This window comes from Paenibacillus sp. CMM36 (genome assembly GCF_053570945.1).
Map to the genome: position 1 here is coordinate 1 of NZ_JBSEDY010000025.1, position 21351 is coordinate 21351.

The following is a 21351-nucleotide window of genomic DNA, read 5'->3' on the forward strand; positions in this document are numbered from 1 at the left end:
CGGTTGAAAATTTATTGGCAATGGAGAGAAGGAATGTGACGGTAACGATCTATGATGTAGCTCGCGAAGCTGGTGTCTCAATGGCCACAGTGTCCCGCGTAGTTAACAATAATCCTAATGTGAAACCTCAGACCCGCAAGAAAGTGTACGAAGCGATTGAACAATTGGGATATCGCCCAAATGCGGTCGCTAGAGGTCTGGCCAGCAAGAAGACAACGACCGTCGGCGTGGTTATACCGGATATATCGAACTCAATTTTTGCAGAAATTGCACGCGGTATTGAGGATATAGCGAATATGTATCACTATAATATTATTTTGTGTAATGCCGACAAGCGAAAAGAAAAAGAGATTCGTGTCATCAACACATTGCTTGAAAAGCAAGTGGATGGTCTTCTGTTCATGGGTGGTACAGTAACGGACGAGCATATTCAGGCGTTCCATACAGCTGCGGTCCCTATCGTTCTATGTGCAACGAGTGATGAAAAAGGAAGCTATCCTTCGGTCGATATTGACCATGAAGCGGCTGCTTTTGATGCAGTAAACACGTTGATCCGCCATGGACACCGTCAAATCGCAATGATCAGTGGTACGCTTCAAGACCCTGCAAACGGTTATGCACGTTTCCAAGGTTACAAGAGAGCATTGGAAGCAGCCGGAATTGATTATCAGGAGGATCTGGTGCGAATCGGGAACTACCGTTATGAATCTGGTGTTGAAGCCATGAAATATTTTCTCGGCCTGAAGAAGAAGCCAAGTGCGATTTTTGCTGCAACGGATGAAATGGCAATTGGTGCGATCCATAGTATTCAAGATGAGGGATTGAAAGTTCCTGATGATTTTTCGGTAATCAGTGTTGATAATATTCGTATGGCCTCTATGGTTCGTCCTCAGCTGACAACCGTCGCGCAACCGATGTACGATTTGGGTGCGGTAGCGATGCGTTTGCTGACCAAGCTGATGAAAAAGGAAAACGTGGAGAACCCTCGCGTTATTTTGCCGCATGAAACTATTTTGCGGTTGTCAGTTAATTATTTAGACTAGACGCAGTGCTGAATAGGATATACCTTCGATGAAAGCTCCTTTGATGGAGCTTTTTTCGTGGATATAAAGCTTCTTCTGGACATCATCATCAAACTAAGAATAGAGGGATGCGTAATGAGCCGACTTTATGGATTAATGGGTGCTATGGATGAAGAGATTGAATTGCTGCTGGCAGCGATGACGGAAGCGAGTAAGACGGTCAAGGCTGGAATCACTTACACTACAGGAATCATTCACGGGCAAAGAGTCGTCGTCTGTAAATCCGGTGTAGGCAAGGTTAATGCGGCGGTAACAACACAAATCCTGATTGATCATTTTGGTGTAGAACAGATTATATTCACGGGAGTGGCAGGGGCGGTTCATCCTGATTTAAACATTGGAGATATTGTCATCTCATCAACATGTATGCAGCATGATATGGATGTAACGCCTTTGGGTTATGCCAGAGGGGTCATTCCTTATCAGGACACCTCAGAGTTTGTGGCTGATCCCGAGCTTGTAAGTCTAGCTGAGCAAGCCTGCAAATCGTTTGGCGATCGGTATATTGTCGGCAAGGTACTTTCTGGCGATCAATTTGTTGCACATCGTGAGTTAGTGACTGCATTGCATCAGGAAATGGACGGCGCTTGTACCGAAATGGAGGGTGCGGCTGTGGCTCAGACAGCTCATATGAACGCTGTGCCTTATGTTGTACTACGATCTATGTCAGATAAGGCTGATGGATCGGCCCACGTTAATTATGCTGAATTTACGGTAGAAGCTTCACATCGTTCGCATCGTATTGTGGAGTTCATGCTCAAGCATTTGGGCTAATGGTATAATTTTTTTAATACATGAATCTTCGGACAAATCGGATATGGTCAAACTGCTCTTGTGATGCGAGGGGCACATCCTTTCCCATTCGTACCATCAGACAGTTAGCAGGATGTGAGCATATTTCAGGATCATCCGTGGCGTACCAGACCATATCTACAGTTTTCATTAGACGCTCCATCATGCGGCGGTATTCCCATACGGAGAGACCGCTGCCTTTTAAATCCCAATGCCAATAGTATTCGGTCGTAAAAATAATATAGGATTCAAGCTGTCCATCCTCAAAGGCAATCCGAATCATTCGGCTACCCAGGCCCAGACCACGATAGTCATTGGCTACCTCAACAGCTCCGAGTTCCAGTAAATCCTTCATGCCAGCTTCCGACCAGCGCTCCATCTCATCTGGGTAATGAAAAGTAACATATCCCAAAAGGGTTTCCCCGTTGTGGGCAATGATAATTCTGCCTTCTGGCAGTTCCGAAATATCCACCAACGCGTCGAATTGCTCCCTTGGTTTGCGAAAGGCATCTAATTGCTTGTGCATTTGAAATGAACGCAGTTGATCCGCAGATACGGGGCCTTCTACATAGATTGTTTGTCCGTTATGATCCAGCGTATCCGAGTGGTACAGTTTTAAATGCTGCATACGTACGCCCTCCTTGTTCGCCATGAGCTCGTTCCTCATATCCCATACTTATAGCAAAAAAACAATTAAATGAAAAGGATGGTCGTCACATCGTGACCTATGATATACTGTTTTAGACATAAAATGTTCACAATTTAAATCAACCAGTAAATCAAAGGAATCTATCTGCTTTATTGATTTTTGTAAGCGTTATCTTGTCCTGCGTGTTTCTCATTAATCCATTGTGAGGAGGCTGAACGCATGAAGATTGAAGAACTCCAGACTGTAGTTCCCACATCCAACATGGGCCCGTATGAACAAGCTTACAACAACTTTCAGTGGGAGGATGCAGAGCGTCATTTTACGTGGTATGAAACAGGCAAGGTAAATATGGCACATGAAGCCATTGATCGACATGTACAGGAAGGACGGGGTGAGAAAGCGGCACTATTGTATTGTGACGCAAACCGTCATGAAACCTACACCTTCTCTCAGCTTCGTGCTAGCTCTAACAGGTTCGGAAATGTGCTGCGCAAATACGGTATTGGTAAAGGGGAGCGGGTGTTTATTTTCATGCCACGTTCACCTGAGCTGGTTATTAGTTTACTTGGTGTTCTAAAGGTAGGGGCTGTTGTCGGTCCATTGTTTGAGGCGTTTATGGAAACTGCGGTTAAGGATCGATTGGAGGATAGTGGGGCAGTTGCATTAGTGACCACACCTGCGCTTCTGTCACGGGTAAAACGTGAGGAGCTTCCTGAGCTACGGCATATTTTTGTGGTTGGTGATATGGATGAACGCGAGCAGGGAATTATCGATTTTGAGACAGAAATGCTTACGTCCTCAGAGGAACTTGAGCCTGAATGGTTGGATCGTGAAGATGGATTAATTATTCACTATACATCAGGCTCAACAGGCAAGCCCAAAGGCGTGTATCATGTGCAAAATGCAATGATTCAGCATTACTATACTGGCAAAATGGTGCTGGATTTGCGGGAAGATGATGTGTATTGGTGTACTGCTGATCCTGGCTGGGTCACGGGAACGTCATACGGTATTTTTGCTCCATGGCTAAATGGAGCGACGAATGTCATTCGTGGGGGGCGTTTCAGCCCGGAAGACTGGTACCGTACGATTGAGCGTCACGAAGTGACCATATGGTATAGTGCTCCTACAGCGTTTCGGATGCTGATGAGCGCAGGGGAGCAGGTTGTTTCCAAATATGATCTCAGCAGTCTGCGGCATGTATTATCCGTTGGGGAACCGCTGAATCCCGAAGTGGTGCGATGGGGATGGCAAGTATATACACAGCGCATTCATGATACTTGGTGGATGACGGAAACAGGCGCACAGTTGATCTGTAATTACCCTGAGCTGCCGATTAAGCCGGGTTCGATGGGAAAGCCACTCCCAGGTATTCAAGCTGCTATTTTGGACGACAGAGGGCAGGTGTTGCCTCCTAACCGGATGGGTCACTTGGCGATCCGTACACCATGGCCATCCATGATGAATCGTATATGGAACAATCCGAACAAGTTTCAGGAATATTTCCGCTTTCCCGGTTGGTATGTATCGGGTGATTCGGCTTACATGGATGAGGACGGATATTTCTGGTTTCAGGGTAGGATTGATGATGTCATTAACTCCTCTGGAGAGCGAATCGGCCCTTTTGAGGTGGAAAGCAAGCTTCTGGAGCATCCTGCTGTAGCGGAAGCCGGAGTCATTGGAAAACCAGATACCGTGCGGGGAGAGATTATCAAAGCTTTTGTTGCACTGCGTGAAGGCTATGCACCGTCTGAAGCTTTACAGCAGGACATCTATCGCTTCGTTAAGGAAGGGCTGTCTGCCCATGCTGCTCCACGCGAAATTGAATTTAAGGAAAAGTTACCCAAAACCCGCTCTGGTAAAATTATGAGACGCGTGTTGAAAGCCTGGGAGCTTAACCTTCCTACAGGTGACTTATCTACCATAGAGGATTGAAGTACTGTGTATATTAGAATTAAAAAAAGGAGTCTCCAAAGCCCTAATGGCTAAGGGGACTCCTATCACTTTCTACTCTTGTCTTCAGTTATGGACGGACGGCTCCGGAAGGAGCCGATTCCCCCATGGCATTCATGGAAGTGACACGAAACCAGCCTTTTGGCTTTTTCTTCGACTTATATTCAAAGCTGGTAGATGCGGTAGAGCCTATATTTGTAAAAGGCTCCGCACCGCTTTCGCTGTAATACACGTTATAGCCTGTAATAGCGTCCGCCGACTTACCTGCGCTCCATTGGAGCGCTACGGATGAGCCTGCGGCTTTAGCTTGAGGCTGTCCAGGGGCAGTAGGGACCTCTGTAGGCTGCTCACCTGTTCCATCTCCCTCGCCCGGAACGTCTGGAGACTCAGAATCTGCAGGTGGCACTACAGGTGTTGCGCTTGCTTTCGTGCTTGGACCGGACTCATGGCCGCCCACATCAACGGCGGTCACGTAGTAGCTAGAGCTGCTGCCCCCAGGGCTGTCAGAGAACACCTTGGAGCTGTCAGCCATAACGACCTTGCCAAGCCGTTGGAAGCTCCCCCCATCTGTAGAACGATACAGACGGTATCCTACGACGTCGCTGTTTCCGCTTGGGCTAAAGCTGATTATGGCTTTACCATCACTATAGCTTACGTTGACGCTAGATGGAGCGTTAGGAGCTGCTCCATCGTCCTTGCGTGGATCAATCTGAGTAGGAGCTTCCTTATCTGCATCCTGAGGCAGATAGTAGGACAACGAATTATGTCGTCTCATCACCTTAAAGGCTTGCTGAAGCTCTTTAATCAATTCTGAGATTGACTTTTCCCGTTTCCTAACGGTCCGTTCATATAACATATCATCCGGTGTACCATCGCGTGGAATATAATTCACACCTTGGTAGGTAATATATTTCGCACGACTCACACCATTTTCACTGTTTTTAGGTGGATACTTACTGTTATAAATGTCCGAACCATACGCGGATGCTGTACGGCTTACAATGCCGTCAGGTCTCTTGAAGCTGTCCGTTTGGAACAGCTGAGCATCTTTAGTTGTTACTTCATTCATGATTAGAGCCCATAAGCGGCGAGCCCGCTCTTTTTGGACTTTCGTTTCAAGCTTATTGACAGGTTGCTTGTAACCAACCCATACACCCAGTGTGACGTCAGGCGTAAAGCCCTCGAACCAAACATCAGTGTAGGATTGCGTAGTGCCTGTCTTGCCGGCAATCGGAATCTTACCGGATTGATCAAAGTTCCGCTTCACCAGTCTGCCTGTGCCCTCAGACACGGCTGTACGCAACATATCTGTCATCAGGTAGGCGGTTTGCGGTGAGAAGGCCTGCACAGGATTAGGCTGATGCTTGTATATAATATTGCCTTGCGAATCCACAATCTTTTCGATCATATAGGCGTCATTAAACACACCGCCATTTGGAATGGCTCCATATGCATTCGTAAGCTCCTCGACGGTCACCCCATGGGCCAAGCCGCCAAGTACACCCGTTTGGGCGTTGTTATCACTGGATTCCAAGGTGGTGATGCCCAGCTTCTTGGCAAAAGCCCAGGCTTTGCTGATCCCTACTTTTTCGTTAAACAGCTTGAGTGCTATCGTATTGAGCGATTGATTCAGTGCATAACGCGCCGTGACCAATCCTTGATAGCGGTTGTTAGAATTTTTCGGAATGTGATACCCATTACTGCCATCTTTTAAAATAATAGGGGCATCATCCACGATACTACCAGGCTGCACAAGACCGCTGTCCAATGCAGGGAGATAGGCAGCAATCGGTTTCATTGCCGAACCCGGCTGACGAACCATCTGGGTGGCATAATTCATCTGCTCCTTTTGGAAGTCCCGACCTTCCATCATTCCAAGAATGGCGCCTGTTTTATGCTGAATCAGAATAGCCGCTGCTTGTTCGTCACCCTTGGTTTTACTAGTGGCAGAGAAGTTATTCTTATTTTCTGCAATTTGACGCATAGATTTGTATACGCTCTTATCAATGGTGGTGTACACCATATAACCGCCTGTGCGAAGCTGCTGTTCAGCTTCTTTGAGCAAATCATTATCGTCCTTGGTTTTGGCATCTGCACTGGCATTAGCTGCTTGACCCGGATTGGTGACAGACATGAGTGCCTGCGCAGCTTGTCGTTCTGTTTCTATCATAAGATATGGATAGGTGTTATAAGCCTTAACAGTACGTGGTGCGAGAGATTTTTTGATATCAAAAGCCATCGCTTCATCATACTGTGCTTTATTGATTTTGTTCTCCTCCAGCATTCGACTGAGCACCAGGTGCTGGCGGTTGATGGCTCTTTTAAAGCCAGCTTCATTAAACTCACCCTTACCGTTGTAAGCAGAATAGGAAGAAGGAAGCTGTGGCAAACCTGCCAGATAGGCAGCCTGGGCTATATTAAGCTCGTTCAGATCATTCTCATTAAAGATACCTTTGGCCGCTGCTTTAATGCCAAAGACGTTGTAACCGCTTGAACCGTTACCAAAAGGTACTTTATTAAGATAGGCCGTAATAATTTGTTGCTTGCTTAGGAAGCGTTCAAGGCGCAGAGACAGCAAAATTTCTTTGACCTTGCGATCATCCGTGCGATCGAGATTTAGAAAGACACGACGCGCAAGCTGCTGGGTGAGGGTACTACCCCCGGTTTGTACGGATTCATGCAGCGCCTTTTGCTTCACAGCACGCAGTGTTCCCGATAGATCGACACCTTTATGCTCGTAAAAATGATTATCTTCAATGGCAATGACTGCGTCAATGACGAGTTGTGGAATCTCCTTAAACGTGACAGGTCTTCGATCTTCTTCTGTCCGGAGTTGTCCGATGGGAGAGCCATCATTGAAATAAGCGAAGCCTGTAATTGCATTCTTATCTACTTCCTGTAGGATCATGGATCTGGAACGCACGGGTTCGCTTTTTACAATAGAAGCAACATAGCCGGCGGCCGCCCCTCCTGCAAATAGTGCCCCCATAAAACCGATGATGACGACCCACTTTATGACACGGCCGAGCCTTCGCATGGTTGTCCGCAAGCGGGAAGGCTTTGGCTCTGATACATTGTTTTTTTCTTCAACCATTAAGTCTTCCTCCTTTATAACAGCCATTATTATAGCATAAAATTACAAAATGAACCCATATGCTAAAAAGCCTGTCTTTTGGTGTCGTTGACTACATAAAAGCAGTGTGTTATAAATAGGTCAAAGTAAATATCGTGAAAAGCAGAGAAAGACTTCAGTAGAAGGCGGATTCACGTTGTACAGAGAGCCGATGGGTGGTGTGAATCGGTAGCGTCCCTCCTTTGAATTACCGTCTGGAGCTGTCTGGATGAATGGAAAGCTTTTGCAGGTTTGCGAAGCACCATAGTAATCCGGTACCGGGTGTAGGCCCGTTATAGGAATGAAGTGAAAGAAATGTCTGTCTTTGACATGCGTTTCTTTAATTAGGGTGGTAACGCGAGCAGCTCCTTCTCGTCCCTTGGGATGAAAGGGGCTTTTTGGTTTGTCTAATATGTAATATTTTGGATGAAAAATAGGAGGTATACAGGATGAAGTGGGAAGAATTGAAGCCGGAGCAACAGGTAGAGGTCGAGCGACAGTTAGAGGTGATACAGCGGGGTGTGGCGGAAATTGTACCGGAGGATGAGCTGAAGCGTAAGGTGATCAAATCGGTCGTTAGCGGCGAGCCGCTCAAAATTAAGCTGGGCCTTGATCCATCTGCTCCCGACATTCACATCGGACATACGGTTGTTATGCACAAACTGCGCCAGTTCCAGGAATTAGGCCATCAAGTACAACTGATTATCGGAGATTTTACAGGCAGAATTGGTGATCCGACAGGTAAATCGGAGACTCGTAAGCAACTGACTGAGGAAGATGTACAGCGCAATGCCCAAACATACAAGGAACAAATTTTTAAAATTCTCGATCCTGAAAAAACAAAGGTATTTTACAATTCCGAATGGTTAGGGCCAATGTCTTTTGCTGATGTAGTAACCCTGTCGGCCAAAGTAACGGTTGCCCGTATGTTGGAACGGGATGATTTTACAAAAAGGTACCAAAACGGATTGCCGATCAGCATCCATGAGTTCTTTTACCCGCTGATGCAGGGCATGGATTCCGTGGCTCTCCAAAGCGATATTGAATTAGGGGGAACGGATCAGAAGTTTAATCTTCTGATGGGTAGAACCCTGCAAAAAGAATACGGAGTTGAGCCACAGGCTACTATTACTTTACCATTGCTTGAAGGGCTGGATGGAGTTCAGAAGATGAGTAAAAGCTTGGGGAACTACATTGGTGTTGATGAGGAGCCGAACGAAATATACGGAAAATCCATGTCCGTTCCTGATGAGCTGATGCTGAAATATTTTGAGCTTGCAACGGATATCAACAACGAGGAGTTGGCAGAGCTGGCGAAAGGTGTTAAGGAAGGCTCAGTGCATCCACGTGATGCCAAAATGAAGCTGGCTGGAACGTTAGTGCGCATGTACCATGGTGAAGAAGCAGAGGAAGCAGCGAAGCAGCATTTTGTGACCGTATTCCAGCAGCGCGCGCTGCCTGACGATATTGAAGAGTTCACCTTGACGGCTGATCAGTTAGAAGAAGGTGGCATTCGTGTGATCCAGTTGCTGACTCATCTGGGCTTTGCAGCATCTAACGGTGAAGCCAAGCGCAGTATTCAGCAGGGTTCGGTCAAAATTAACGAAGAGAAATGGACCGATGTGAACGAAGCATACACGCCGAAGGAAGGCGACATTGTGCAGGTAGGTAAACGGAAATTTGCTAAAATCAAGCTTGGATAATGAAAATATATTCAAAAGCAGCGCTGAGATTGTCTCGATCTCAGCGTTGCTTTTTTATTTCTGCCAAGTGAAAAGTCATGGTAAACTTAGCACAAATAATCAAACATGTAGGTGAAGAGTTATACATAATGAAAACGTGGGTTGCACAATTTGGGTGTAGGATCGATAATCAGAACAATTACGAGTGTGGGGAAGGATTATATGGACTATTTTAAACGAATTCAGTGTGCGATTGAGTTTATTGAATTGAATCTCCGGGAGGATCTAAAAATTGCCGATATTGCTTCACAGGCATGCTTTTCAGCTTTTCATTTCCAGCGGGTTTTTCAGGCCATTTCGGGTTTTACGGTTCAACAGTATATAAGAAGGAGAAGATTGTCCGAGGCGGCTGAACAGCTAAAACAATCCAATCAAAAAGTGTTGGACATTGCTATTGAGTTTCAGTACAACTCGCAAGAAGCCTTTACCCGCGCTTTTGAAAAGAATTTTGGGATCACCCCTGGGAAATATCGTAACAGTGATATTGAGCTTCCTGGACAAAGCAAAATTAATTTTCTGGATTATCAAAAAAATACGAAGGGGGATTTGGATGTGAACAAGCCAGTGATATTGCAGCTCGAAACGACCAAAATTATAGGGTATGAATATAAAACAAATCTGAATAATGAGCAGCACTATAAAGAAATTCCAGGATTTTATGGGCACTTTGGAGCCAATGAATATTTTATGTGTATCCCGAACAAGATCGCACCGGGAATGTCATATGGGGTTGCCTGTCGATTTGAAGACAATGGTGCATTTTCATTTGTGGTGGGCGAGGCAGTTGAAAAAGAGTCAAATGAACTGGCAGAGGGTTTCATATATATGGAGATTCCAGCAGGGAAGTATGCTGAGTTTGACGCTTCGGGTTCAGATGGACGGGTTCAGAATATACGAGACTTTATCTATGGCACATGGCTTCCTAATTCTAATTTTGAACGGAGGGAGGGACCAGATTTTGAAATTACGGACGTGATGAATTCCTCCTATCCAGATCATTTGAGCATGAAAGTATACATCCCCATTGAATAAAACTCTCAGGCTCGATCATAAGGAATATAAAAAAGCACCCGAATAAATTCGGGTGCTTTTTGGTGCTAATGCAGGGATTAGCGGTTGTAGAATTCGACGATTTGTTTTTCATCGATATCTTGGGACAATTCGCCACGCTCAGGCAAACGAATGAATTTACCTTCCAGAGCTGCGTCATTGTACTCCAGGTAAGCTACCAAGTGGTTGCGGTTTTCCAAAGCTTCTTTGATGGAAGACAGGGAACGACTTCTTTCACGAAGACCGATCACGTCGCCAGGGCTTACTTGGTAAGAAGCGATGTCAACTTTTTTACCGTTCACAGTAACGTGACCGTGAGCTACCAATTGACGTGCGCCTGCACGGGAATTAGCAAAGCCAAGACGGAATACAAGGTTGTCCAGGCGGCTTTCCAGCAAGAACATAAAGTTTTCACCAGCGATACCGTGCATGTGTTGAGCTTTGTTGAACAGGGTACGGAATTGTTTTTCACCCAAGCCGTACATGTGACGCAACTTTTGTTTCTCTTGAAGCTGCATACCGTAGTTGCTGATTTTTCTCCGTTGGTTTGCACCATGTTGTCCCGGAGGGAAAGGGCGTTTCAATTCTTTACCTGTGCCGCTCAGGGAAATACCGAGACGACGGCTCAATTTAAATTTAGGACCAGTGTAACGTGCCATTATAGAGTTAACTCCTTCATAATTAAAATTTGAGTTGGGGCTCTCTTTGCGCTCCAATTTGTTCGGCGCTACCTATTAAGGTGAGACGCACTACTGACAGAAAAGTTCAGCCGCTGTCCTGTCAGCAACAAAAAAGATGAGGGTGACACAAACTGTTACGCCCAAAATTTAAGATCCGCACAGTAGATAGTTCTGCCGTACAGTCTTTTTCAATAATATATACTACATGTAAGAGTAGGTCAATGTCAAGAAGAGAAAAAGAATGAAAACGTCAAATTTTGTCGATAGGGCTTTAGAACTAAAAAAGTGGGACGAATTTCTGGAAAATGGATGCAAATTTCTAGAGTTGGGAGTAAAATAGATCATATTATGAGCTATAGTGGTGTATAGCCGCTGTCTTGGTACAGCTAATTTTGCTGTGAAGGAGCGCCTTAATATGTCGGAATTTTCAACAACGGATCAGCAAATGCTTGACAGTAAAACGGTCCAGGCTAGCGGTGCTCCGCTGTTTGATGATAAAGGATATACTTCTTTTGCCTGGCTCCAGAACATGGATATGACACCCTATGATTTCCCCTATATTAACCAGCTGCTTGTCCAAGGATATCGGAGTTGGTTACAACAGGGCAATGGTATATCCTGGATTAACGAAGAATATACTGCTGTTTTTAATTTTATAGGTGTTCGTGTTGCTGGTAAAAAAGAAGATGATGACGAGGATTTGGATTTGGTCGAACGTTGTTGCATATCTAGAGAGATGGAAGTGAGCCAGCGCAAACTTCGTGATGGAAGCCTTTCGTTTGTGTATATGGTTCCCATACTATGCCGTAATTACAAGAGCGAGCCCTTTGCCGCTCTTCGTTTTACACGGCCTGCTCAACATTCTGTCCCAAATCTGGACACATTGTTATCAGCTGCTTTACATTTTAAATCCTGCTTTTACACGAAGTTTGAGTACATATTTATGGAAGATGTCCTTGGGATGCGGAATCGAAGCGATCGTGAAGGTAGACGCCGTTCTATTTTATTTCAGATTGTAAAACGGATGCATGACAAAATTGACGTAGAAGGCGTGCTGGATGAGGTATTCGGGAGCATCGCCTATTTGTTTCCCCATGTAGATATCACCTTGTATATGAGTCAGGATCGACATAGTCGCAATCCGCAGGTCAAACCTTTACTGCTGCATGAACGGGACGAAGATGTATGCGTCCGTGCATTTATGAAAGGGCAAATGGCTGTGAATGAGCCTGTCGGTACACAAGATGAAATAACTGAAATCGGCATCCCATTACGTGGTAAGCAGGGCGTATACGGTGTTTTCCATATGATTCTTCCATCGGGCGCGGATAGTATGAAAAAAGTGGATGTAGAGCTGATTGCCATGATGGCGGATACGGCTGGCACCGCATTTGAAAATGCAAAGCTGCTTGAGCAATCGAATGTACTTATCCATGAATTGCGTCTCATTAATGAACTGGTTCAGCGCTTGAATCAGAGCCTGAAGTTAAATGAAATATTTGAATTTGCCGTGCAGGAGTTATTAAAAATGTTCATGGCGGACTTTTGTTGTATTGTACAGCTTGACCAGGATGGAAACTGTTTTAAGGTCATGTCGAGTAATGTGGAAAGCTTAAGACTGGAAAGTTACCCTCTTGAAGATGGATTTGCTGGACTAATACGCTTAACAGGGGAACCAGTGATTGTGTCGGACTATAGAAAGGATGGGAAGATATCCTCTCATTTTATGGATGCGACGCACTCCCAGTCTTTGATGGCTGTACCTATGAAGACCAGCGGTACTCCTAAAGGGGTTATACTATTGTCCAGCAAGCTTCCGCACTTTTTCTCTTACGATAATTACAAAATGTTGCAAATGCTAGCCCCTCATATCGGGTTGGCGGTAACCAATGCTATGCTGCACGCTGAGGTGCGGCGGTTGGCTAATATGGATATGTTAACAGGTCTGTATGTACGTCATTATGTGGACCAAATCATTCAGCAACATCAGGAAAAGGATTTCTGTGGATCTCTTATTTTGGTAGATATTGATCAATTCAAACAGGTGAATGATACGCATGGGCATCAGACGGGTGACGAAATTTTGAAAAGCGTCAGCAATATCGTTCGTTCGGCGACTCGCGATGAGGATGTATGTGCGAGATGGGGCGGCGAGGAGCTTGCCATTTATTTACCGCAGCTGGGGGTACAGCAAGCGCTCGGATATGCAGAAAAAATACGTTACCGCGTACAGCATGAAACTGAGCCTCAGGTGACTGTTTCTTGCGGGATTGCTGAATGGAACTGGCTGGACGAGCAGATCAGTATTGAATCTTTATTTTATAGGGCTGATATGGCCTTGTACGAAGCGAAAAATGAAGGACGCAATCGAATAGTTGTTGATCATGTAGCCAATGTGTAGAGAATATTCCTTAGGGAATGTTCTCTTTTTGTCTTGCATAACCCTTTGCAGACAGGTAATCCTAAACGCAGCTATATCGTGTGTATGATTGAACTATAGGGATAACGCGATGAAGTGAACCAGGTAGCATAACTGGCTTGAAGCAGGATTATTGCTCATGAGTACAGTTATGTTCAGGATAGGACGGATGATGGGATGCATTGGAAAAAGCAATGGATGATGAAGGTTTGTGGTGTGTTGCTTGTAATAGGTGTGTTAAGTGGTTGTGCACTGGATCGACAATATACGCCTGAGCAGATTTTTAAGAGAGCTGTTGCAGGAATGGCTGGCAAAGAGATGGTAACGTTTACTGGACGGACTGCAATTAGAGCAGACAGTGGTCTGCCAACGAATAAGCAGTTTGAATATCGCGGTAGGCTAAGAAATCACGATGAATTGACCATGCACTGGGGTTCTGCAGAGGCTTTCCGTAAGCAAGGTGGCTACACAGCTCTGAAACAAGGTAAGTCCGAGCATGATGTTACACAGGAACGTTTTATTCGTCGGAGTGGGAAATGGGTTTCGCTGACATCCGGTTATCCTCCTGTGGTTGGAAATGGTATGTTAAATCGCTTCAATCCGATTCAGGAGCTTGAGGAATTAAATACACTGAATAAGAGCATTCGTATGGAAACGGGAGCTGCCCGGGGAACTTGGGTGTTGAGGATTGAACCGGAATCTGCTTCGGCAAAGCGCTGGTTGAAAGATCGTTTAATAAAAGAAATGAATACGTTAAACCCTCAAATCGTGATATTAAAAACGCAGCAGACAGGAACGAATCGAGAGCTGCGAAAGAAGCTGAGCCAAATATGGGCGCAAAGTTGTGAGGATATGAATAACCAGCTGGAGCAATCCATTGTGCATACGGTGTATCATTTGACCATAGATCGCCAAACAGGTTTACCCTTAAAGCTTTCATCCGAATGCCAGATTACCCGACAGGGAGAAAATGAAGATCTGCATCAAGAGGCTTTGATAACCAGAGTTACTTTTGAGGACTACAAGTAACGTGGCGGGCGTGATACAATGGACTTTGAATTAACCATTGTTCAAAAAGAATGAAATAGAGAAGGAGAGACACTACATGAAAGATCCTAGAATACTTAAGCTGGCGGAAAATTTAGTAGGTTACTCTGTTGAAGTGCAGCCTGGAGAAAATGTATTAGTCGAAATGATTGGTACAGAGCGCGACTTACTTAACGCCATCATTCATGAAGTTGGTAAAAAAGGTGGAAATGTTTTTGTACAACTTACAGACCGTAAGGTACAGAGCGCCATGCTTCGTCACGCGACAAAGGAGATGCTGGAGACCTGGGCTGAGATTGACCTTAACCGGATGAAGCAAATGCACTGCTATATCGGAATTCGTGCAGGTGAAAATGTAAATGATTTGTCAGATGTGCCGGAAGATAAAATGAAATTGTATAATTCCATTTATCAGCATGCGGTACATAGCGAACAACGGGTGAAACACACCAAATGGGTAGTGCTGCGTTATCCGAATGACAGCATGGCTCAATTGGCGAATATCAGCACAGAAGCGTTCGAAGATTTTTATTTCGATGTGTGTAATCTGGATTATGCAAAAATGGACAAAGCTCAAGATGCATTGGCAGACCTGATGAATCGGACGGACAAGGTACGGATTAGTGGACCGGGTACGGATTTGAATTTCTCTATTAAGCAAATTGGAGCTATCAAGTGTTCAGGTCAATGTAATATCCCGGATGGCGAAGTATACAGCGCGCCTGTACGTGATTCCGTTAACGGAACGATCAGCTACAATGCACAAACCCTGTATAATGGCATTACTTTTGAAAATGTTAAATTCCGTTTTGAAAATGGTAAGATCGTGGAAGCAACGAGTAACGATACGAAGCGGCTGAATGATATTCTCGATTCTGACGAGGGAGCACGTTATATTGGCGAGTTTGCCATCGGGTTTAATCCGCACATCTTACATCCAATGAAGGATATTTTGTTTGACGAGAAAATCGCCGGCAGCTTACATTTTACACCGGGTCAAGCTTATGAAACAGCGGATAACGGTAATCGTTCATCGATCCACTGGGATTTGGTGTTGATTCAGCGTCCAGAATATGGCGGTGGTGAAATTTATTTTGACGATGTTTTGATTCGTAAAGATGGCATCTTTGTACTGCCTGAGCTGGAGCCATTAAACCCTGAAAATTTAAAATAACGATATCCGTTCTTGCTGAGAAAGCGATTTCAATGTATCATTATGGATGAGTAACGATACATGACAATTCAGTAAAGCGAGGGATTTCTATGTCCAATAATAACGCGGCGGTTGTTGAAATTGCACAGACGGCGAGCAAGTTCACCTCTTCCATCGTCCTTCATTCCGAAAATAAGTATATTGATGTGAAAAGTATACTGGGCTTGTTTACGACCCTAGTCAGCAGCCATAGCTATGAACTACACGTTCATGGACCAGATGCGGAGGAAGCCAAGAAAGCGATCATCGAGGTGTTCGAGAAGCACGGACTTCATATTTCAGTAGCCAGCTAACTTTATTCTTGAAGCAAAAGCATCCCTACCTGTAACTGTAGGGATGCTTTTTTTGTCAGGTTCTTGTATTAGCCTGCAATTTGGTCTAATATTAAGGATAGGACGTCTTGTGCGACATTGAGACATAGGGGGGAAGAATCCATGACTTCATCTGATTTGCAGGAACAATTGAATATCAAGGCTATTAATCTGCTTCAGGAAGATGCAGATAAAATAAAGAAGCTTATTGAAGTACAGATGGAGAATCTGGCAACCCGTTATTGCCCTCTCTATGAGGAAGTGCTGGATACTCAGATGTACGGATTTTCCAAGGAAGTGGATTTTGCGGTTCGCGCTGGACTTCTTCCGGAAATGGTAGGTAAACAGCTGGTCAGTGAGCTGGAACGCAATCTGGCTATTCTATATGAGGCCATGAATAATAAGGCCAATTAGGAAGACGGTTGAATTGATGAGAGCATGCGGAGCTTGAGAGCATGCTTTTTTTGATGCCTTTTTTTAAAAAAATGTTCTTTTAGGATGGTAAAAGCGCATCCCCTTCCACCATCCTAATGAACATTTTAAAACCTTAAAAAGCTACACAAGAAAGAAGGATACACCTAACAATACATACACTACCAATAGCATGAGCCCCTCATACCAGTTGGTTGAGCCGTCTTGGGTGATGGATTTGGCGATAAATACAGCGACAGCAATGGCGACCAGCTCAATTGTGGTGAAAACAATATTCATCGTGTTTCCCATAAAGTAACTGACAAAAATCAGCACGGGGGCGACAAATAACGCAATTTGCAAACTGCTGCCGACAGCAATTTCGACAGATGCACCGATTTTATTCTTCATCGCCAGTAAAATAGCAGCGCTGTGTTCGGCTGCATTACCAATAATAGCGACGAGGAAGGCACCTACGAACAATTCGCTGAGCCCAAATTGGGTCGTAAACACCTCCAGCGTACCTACCAGCCATTCGCTGACAAAAGCGACCATGACGGTAGCAAGTATCAAATAGGCAATGGATTTGTTTCTGGACCATACAGGGGCATGCTCATGTGGTAATTCTTCATCTTTTTGTTCGGTCACGTCAGCTAAATAGTCCTTATGCGTAATCATAGAAAAAATAAGCCACGCAATATACGCGACAATGAGCGTGCCTGCGACAATGAGGCTGAGCGTATCTGATTCGCTATCTGTGATAACGTGTGTGTTCAAAAAGACAGCTGGAACGAACAAGGCAATAACAGCCACAATCATCAGAGAACCACTTAATCCAGCCAGCGATATATTGAAATTTTGTACTTTGTACTTTAAACCGCCAGCGAACAGACTTGCTCCTAGCACCAACAGCAGATTACCGATGATAGAACCGGTAAGACTGGCCTTTACCATATCGTAAAGACCTTCTTTAACAAGAAAGATGGCGATGATCAGTTCGGCTGCGTTACCAAAGGTGGCATTTAAGAATCCACCTAAACGTTGGCCAGCATAATGCGCGACACTTTCGGTCGCCCTGCCGAGGAAACCGGCTACGAATACAACAGAAATTGCACAAATGACAAATTGGGCTATAGCGTTCCAATGTGTGTAATGAGCGACTGCGCTAAGAGCAAATGTCGCTATAAGCAAAGCGGGAGATAACCATTTTTTCAATGAAGAGCACCTCGATATCAATAAATGTGTACAAGTTTGGTGAAAGCTGTCACTTCAGCATTTTGCATAATTTGATTCCCAACGCTCATAAGTACAATATATAGACGAACTAAAGCGTTTCGATCTATATATTGCTGATTGGAAAACACTCTTGGGATTTATACAAAATGCTCACTTGTATGGATTTTCTAAATTAATATACCCAAAATGATATAGGTTGTAAACGAAAGTTGTTTTTCATACGTAGGGTTTGCATTTGGAGTGGCTGAGGCTTTACAATACAAATAAAGGATGGATGAAGGGGGACATAGGTCATGGCAGAGCAAATTCAACAACTGGAAGCAGGAAACATCAAGATTTCCAACGATGTCGTAGGTAAAATTGCCGGGATGGCCGCATTAGAGACACCGGGCATTGCTGCAATGTCAGGTGGTTTATCGGAAGGCTGGGCCAAAAGGCTGAGCGGTAAAAATGTGCAAAAAGGCGTATCAGTGGAGGTTGGACAGCTGGAAGCTGCCATTGATCTACGTATTATCGTACTCTACGAAACACCTATTCATGAGGTGTCCCGAATTCTTCAGCAAAATGTACGAGAAGCCGTCGAAAGTATGACAGGTTTGCGGGTCGTGGAAGTGAACGTAAAAGTGGAAGGTGTCGCGTTCAAGGACGACGCAGTGTAATAGAATCAAGGACCGATAATGCTACATTTTTAACCAATTGTATACATGCCGGGAATTCCGTAGGATAACCCGAATAAAAACACGAAAACTGGTGGTTATAGAATCGCCAGTTTTCGTTTTATGAATCAACAGCATAGCCATTTTTGCAGAGGGTTTCCGTATTTTTATACATAACCAAAAGAACTTCCAAAGCCACCGTTGTAAGTGGTCCTTGGAAGTTCTTTTTTTAGCGAAAACGGTTGGTTCTACGAGTTTGAAAGCGATTGGGTACTTCATTACGGACAGCCACCCCTGTGGTGCGTTCCTGCACCGCTTGTTTGGTGTTCTCACGAGAAATACTGAGCATAATGCCCATCGAAAACATCATGACAAGCAAGGAGGAGCCACCAAAGCTGATAAATGGAAGCGTTACGCCAGTGATAGGAATCGTTTGGGTTACACCGCCGATGTTAATGAAGGCCTGAATGGCGATCAAACCCATGATACCGGTGCCTACCAACGTTCCGAACGGATCATGGCAACGCAGAGCAATGATCATGCCTCGCCAAATGAAATACAAATATAGCATCAGGAATATGGCTGTTCCGATAAATCCGAATTCTTCACCAATTACAGAAAAGATAAAATCATTAAATGAATTAGGAAGATAGTGAAGCTTGATAATACCTTTACCAAAGCCTGAGCCGTTTAAGCCGCCTTCACCTATAGCTTGCAAGGACTGTACCAGATTGTATCCCGTTCCTTGTCTATATTTCTCGGGATTAAGAAAGGCTTGAAAGCGTCCGATTTTATAATCTTGCTTGGCAGCAACTTGTCCATCTGTGGTTCCAGAATCTCCTCCAAACAACGACCCAATACCAAATACGATGGAAGCGCCTAGCACGAGCAGAACAATGGATGCTGTAATATGCTTGACACTGGCTCCCCCGGCATAAATAATCAGACCACTCGTAGCAACCAAAATGAAGCAGGAGCCTAAATCAGGTTGAAGCATGATGAGTCCTGCAACACAGCCTACAATGACTGTTACAGGTATGTAGCCAGTCCGCAGATCTCTAAAGCGATCTCCTTTTTTGACAATCAGTGCAGATAAGTAAAGAATGATGGAAATTTTCGCAAGCTCCGTTGGCTGGAAACCAACACTACCAAACCTGAGCCAGCTTTTTGCGCCGTTAAGTGAGCCTGTAAAAAGAACGATGATTAGCAGTAATATAGTTATGAAAAATAAAGGTACAAAAAGCTTTTTATATTTTTCCATCTTAATATTCATAGCTACCAACATAATAAAAAGTCCAAGTACAGCAAATGCAGATTGGCGCTTCACAAAATATAAAGAGTCAAAATTATATTCTTTATTCAGCAAAGCTACGCTGGAGCTGGAGCTAAATACCATAATTACACCGAATCCAACCAGTAACAAAGTGAGGATCAGCAATTGGAAATCCGGTGTGCCTCTTCTTCGAGTCTCCGGCTTCGTATTTCTCATATCAGCTTCCCCCGGTATTCGCCACAAGGTATATTCCTCGCAGACGGTTATCATTTTATCGTTTACCCATTTTATCATATTATGTTTGATGGGCTTCTGCAACCTCCCTGAAGCAACAGATATCACAACAATTCCATATCTGCTACAATAGGATAAAAATGAAGACTTGAGAGCAGCGGTGCATACGTGGTGACGCTGCAAGATGAATCGGGAACTTGCCCGGTGCTTTAAAAGGAGAGGTGGAGCAATATGACACAACATGCGCTAGACAAGACCTGGTTTGACCAGTTGCAAGAAAATATGGTGGAGTGGCGTAGACATTTACATAAGAATCCCGAAATTTCCTTTCAGGAAAGCAAAACTGCAGCTTTTGTAGCGGATAAGTTGGAGAGTTGGGGAATCGAGATTCGCCGTCAGGTAGGGGGACACGGTGTTGTAGGCACCATTCGTGGTGCTAAACCCGGGCCTGTCGTCCTGCTGCGTGCCGATATGGATGCTCTTCCTATTCAGGATGAAAAGGAATGTGAATATCGCTCCAACGTAGACGGAGCCATGCATGCTTGCGGCCATGATGGACATACATCCGCGCTACTTGGAACGGCTTACTATTTCAGTCTGAATCGGGACGAGCTGCAAGGAGAAATTCGGTTGTTGTTCCAACCTGCGGAGGAATTGCTGCCTGGCGGAGCGGTCAGTGTAATAAAGGATGGTATATTGGAAGGTGTGGACGTCATTTATGGTATCCATTTATGGACACCTTTTCCTGTCGGAACGGCTGCGAGTTGTGCAGGGCCGCTGATGGCGGCGGCAGATGATTTTTATATTGAAATCACAGGTAAGGGTGGGCATGGTGGGATGCCTCAGTCCACTAATGATAGTGTCGTGGCGGGCTCAGCTCTTGTCATGCAATTGCAAAGTGTCGTAAGTCGTTCAGTCGACCCATTACGACCTGCCGTGCTGACGGTGGGAACCATCCAAGGGGGCTCTGCGCAAAATGTGATCGCAGAAACGTGTCGCTTGAGTGGAACGATTCGTACGTTTGATGAGGAGACACGAACGGTGATGAAGGAGCGACTGCATGAGGTAACAGAGCTCACAGCCGCAACATACGGTACAACAGCACAGGTTCGCTATATTATGGGATACCCACCAGTTGTCAATGACGCACATGAAGCATCTCGTTTCTTTAATGAAGCAAAATCTGTTTTCGGCAAGGAGAATGTACAGGAAGCGTCGAAGCTGATGCCTGCTGAAGATTTTGCGTATTATTTGGAACGTGTGCCAGGTTGCTTCATGTTCGTAGGAGCGGGTAACCCAGCTAAAGGAGCGGTTTATCCACACCATCATCCTAAATTTGACTTTGATGAGGATGCTATGATTAACGCGGTTCGGTTGTTTATTGCGATGTCTACGGGATACGCTGCGGAACGAAAAGCAGGGGCAATTAAGGGCTAAAATGAGTTGAATTGGGAACGGTTCAATCTGGAGTATGAGCTGAATGAAATGGGG

At 44.9% G+C, this 21351-nt stretch carries 17 protein-coding genes and 1 other annotated feature; of the genes, 12 read left to right on the forward strand and 5 right to left on the reverse strand.

Translation table 11 applies throughout. From position 1 onward, the window contains the following. Positions 1-35: 35 nt before the first annotated feature. Both ccpA and ACWA2B_RS26310 read left to right on the forward strand, forming a co-directional pair. On the forward strand, positions 36-1043 hold the full coding sequence (gene ccpA / locus ACWA2B_RS26305; protein WP_029517652.1) for a catabolite control protein A: 1008 nt from the start codon (positions 36-38) through the stop codon (positions 1041-1043). A gap of 114 nt (positions 1044-1157) precedes the next feature. Beyond that, positions 1158-1856, forward strand: a complete 699-nt coding sequence (locus tag ACWA2B_RS26310) for a 5'-methylthioadenosine/adenosylhomocysteine nucleosidase (protein ID WP_029517651.1) — start codon at positions 1158-1160, stop codon at positions 1854-1856. A 13-nt stretch (positions 1857-1869) separates the two neighbouring features. Here the strand turns inward: ACWA2B_RS26310 and ACWA2B_RS26315 are convergent, their stop codons facing one another. Beyond that, positions 1870-2502 carry a GNAT family N-acetyltransferase gene (locus tag ACWA2B_RS26315; RefSeq protein ID WP_209949559.1) on the reverse strand — a complete coding sequence of 211 codons (633 nt, stop codon included), beginning with the start codon at positions 2500-2502 and terminating at the stop codon, positions 1870-1872. 240 nt (positions 2503-2742) lie between these two features. Here ACWA2B_RS26315 and acsA point away from each other — a divergent pair, with 240 nt between their 5' ends. Further along, the gene (acsA, locus tag ACWA2B_RS26320) at positions 2743-4458 is read left to right on the forward strand and encodes an acetate--CoA ligase (RefSeq protein WP_209949561.1); all 1716 of its coding nucleotides are present in this window, start codon (positions 2743-2745) and stop codon (positions 4456-4458) included. Between the two features lie 88 nt (positions 4459-4546). On the opposite strand, the gene ACWA2B_RS26325 is transcribed toward acsA, so the two are convergent. Further along, positions 4547-7570, reverse strand: a complete 3024-nt coding sequence (locus ACWA2B_RS26325; protein ID WP_449292806.1) for a transglycosylase domain-containing protein — start codon at positions 7568-7570, stop codon at positions 4547-4549. Between the two features lie 135 nt (positions 7571-7705). Beyond that, positions 7706-7971 (forward strand) — a binding site (T-box leader). A 66-nt stretch (positions 7972-8037) separates the two neighbouring features. Between ACWA2B_RS26325 and tyrS the strand changes: the two genes are divergently transcribed. Both tyrS and ACWA2B_RS26335 read left to right on the forward strand, forming a co-directional pair. Beyond that, positions 8038-9291 (forward strand): tyrosine--tRNA ligase, encoded by a 1254-nt coding sequence (gene tyrS / locus ACWA2B_RS26330; protein ID WP_165150271.1) that lies wholly within the window; start codon positions 8038-8040, stop codon positions 9289-9291. Positions 9292-9492: 201 nt separating this feature from the next. Then, a complete protein-coding gene (locus ACWA2B_RS26335) occupies positions 9493-10362 on the forward strand; it encodes an AraC family transcriptional regulator (RefSeq protein WP_029517647.1) in 870 nt (289 codons plus the stop codon). Between the two features lie 77 nt (positions 10363-10439). On the opposite strand, the gene rpsD is transcribed toward ACWA2B_RS26335, so the two are convergent. Beyond that, positions 10440-11039, reverse strand: coding sequence for a 30S ribosomal protein S4 (gene rpsD, locus ACWA2B_RS26340; protein WP_013310919.1), 600 nt, complete (start codon positions 11037-11039; stop codon positions 10440-10442). A gap of 436 nt (positions 11040-11475) precedes the next feature. On the opposite strand from rpsD, the gene ACWA2B_RS26345 reads away from it, so the two are divergent. The 5 genes from ACWA2B_RS26345 (at position 11476) to ACWA2B_RS26365 (ending at position 16464) form a co-directional block, all read left to right on the forward strand. After that, the gene (locus tag ACWA2B_RS26345; RefSeq protein ID WP_029517646.1) at positions 11476-13461 is read left to right on the forward strand and encodes a sensor domain-containing diguanylate cyclase; all 1986 of its coding nucleotides are present in this window, start codon (positions 11476-11478) and stop codon (positions 13459-13461) included. A 195-nt stretch (positions 13462-13656) separates the two neighbouring features. Beyond that, positions 13657-14508: a hypothetical protein gene (locus ACWA2B_RS26350; RefSeq protein WP_449292807.1), complete on the forward strand. Its 852-nt coding sequence runs from the start codon at positions 13657-13659 to the stop codon at positions 14506-14508. Positions 14509-14584: 76 nt separating this feature from the next. Further along, positions 14585-15700 (forward strand): aminopeptidase, encoded by a 1116-nt coding sequence (locus tag ACWA2B_RS26355; protein ID WP_341070976.1) that lies wholly within the window; start codon positions 14585-14587, stop codon positions 15698-15700. 89 nt (positions 15701-15789) lie between these two features. After that, positions 15790-16032: an HPr family phosphocarrier protein gene (locus ACWA2B_RS26360; RefSeq protein WP_013310915.1), complete on the forward strand. Its 243-nt coding sequence runs from the start codon at positions 15790-15792 to the stop codon at positions 16030-16032. Between the two features lie 141 nt (positions 16033-16173). Next, the gene (locus ACWA2B_RS26365; protein WP_007431028.1) at positions 16174-16464 is read left to right on the forward strand and encodes a YlaN family protein; all 291 of its coding nucleotides are present in this window, start codon (positions 16174-16176) and stop codon (positions 16462-16464) included. A 141-nt stretch (positions 16465-16605) separates the two neighbouring features. Here the strand turns inward: ACWA2B_RS26365 and cax are convergent, their stop codons facing one another. Beyond that, positions 16606-17676: a calcium/proton exchanger gene (gene cax / locus ACWA2B_RS26370; protein WP_430628092.1), complete on the reverse strand. Its 1071-nt coding sequence runs from the start codon at positions 17674-17676 to the stop codon at positions 16606-16608. A 314-nt stretch (positions 17677-17990) separates the two neighbouring features. Here cax and ACWA2B_RS26375 point away from each other — a divergent pair, with 314 nt between their 5' ends. Next, on the forward strand, positions 17991-18356 hold the full coding sequence (locus tag ACWA2B_RS26375; protein ID WP_013310912.1) for an Asp23/Gls24 family envelope stress response protein: 366 nt from the start codon (positions 17991-17993) through the stop codon (positions 18354-18356). A 226-nt stretch (positions 18357-18582) separates the two neighbouring features. On the opposite strand, the gene ftsW is transcribed toward ACWA2B_RS26375, so the two are convergent. Next, positions 18583-19842 (reverse strand): putative lipid II flippase FtsW, encoded by a 1260-nt coding sequence (gene ftsW, locus ACWA2B_RS26380; RefSeq protein ID WP_340955867.1) that lies wholly within the window; start codon positions 19840-19842, stop codon positions 18583-18585. A 249-nt stretch (positions 19843-20091) separates the two neighbouring features. Between ftsW and ACWA2B_RS26385 the strand changes: the two genes are divergently transcribed. Beyond that, positions 20092-21297, forward strand: coding sequence for a M20 family metallopeptidase (locus tag ACWA2B_RS26385; protein WP_340955866.1), 1206 nt, complete (start codon positions 20092-20094; stop codon positions 21295-21297). The last annotated feature ends 54 nt before the right edge of the window (positions 21298-21351 follow it).

Bases quoted from the DNA above. Each gene is read 5' to 3' on its own strand.
- ACWA2B_RS26310 (WP_029517651.1), top strand. From the start codon at position 1,158: ATGAGCCGACTTTATGGATTAATGGGTGCTATGGATGAAGAGATTGAA.
- ACWA2B_RS26315 (WP_209949559.1), bottom strand. From the start codon at position 2,502: ATGCAGCATTTAAAACTGTACCACTCGGATACGCTGGATCATAACGGA.
- acsA (WP_209949561.1), top strand. From the start codon at position 2,743: ATGAAGATTGAAGAACTCCAGACTGTAGTTCCCACATCCAACATGGGC.
- ACWA2B_RS26325 (WP_449292806.1), bottom strand. From the start codon at position 7,570: ATGGTTGAAGAAAAAAACAATGTATCAGAGCCAAAGCCTTCCCGCTTG.
- tyrS (WP_165150271.1), top strand. From the start codon at position 8,038: ATGAAGTGGGAAGAATTGAAGCCGGAGCAACAGGTAGAGGTCGAGCGA.
- ACWA2B_RS26335 (WP_029517647.1), top strand. From the start codon at position 9,493: ATGGACTATTTTAAACGAATTCAGTGTGCGATTGAGTTTATTGAATTG.
- rpsD (WP_013310919.1), bottom strand. From the start codon at position 11,039: ATGGCACGTTACACTGGTCCTAAATTTAAATTGAGCCGTCGTCTCGGT.
- ACWA2B_RS26345 (WP_029517646.1), top strand. From the start codon at position 11,476: ATGTCGGAATTTTCAACAACGGATCAGCAAATGCTTGACAGTAAAACG.
- ACWA2B_RS26350 (WP_449292807.1), top strand. From the start codon at position 13,657: ATGCATTGGAAAAAGCAATGGATGATGAAGGTTTGTGGTGTGTTGCTT.
- ACWA2B_RS26355 (WP_341070976.1), top strand. From the start codon at position 14,585: ATGAAAGATCCTAGAATACTTAAGCTGGCGGAAAATTTAGTAGGTTAC.
- ACWA2B_RS26360 (WP_013310915.1), top strand. From the start codon at position 15,790: ATGTCCAATAATAACGCGGCGGTTGTTGAAATTGCACAGACGGCGAGC.
- ACWA2B_RS26365 (WP_007431028.1), top strand. From the start codon at position 16,174: ATGACTTCATCTGATTTGCAGGAACAATTGAATATCAAGGCTATTAAT.
- ACWA2B_RS26375 (WP_013310912.1), top strand. From the start codon at position 17,991: ATGGCAGAGCAAATTCAACAACTGGAAGCAGGAAACATCAAGATTTCC.
- ftsW (WP_340955867.1), bottom strand. From the start codon at position 19,842: ATGAGAAATACGAAGCCGGAGACTCGAAGAAGAGGCACACCGGATTTC.
- ACWA2B_RS26385 (WP_340955866.1), top strand. From the start codon at position 20,092: ATGACACAACATGCGCTAGACAAGACCTGGTTTGACCAGTTGCAAGAA.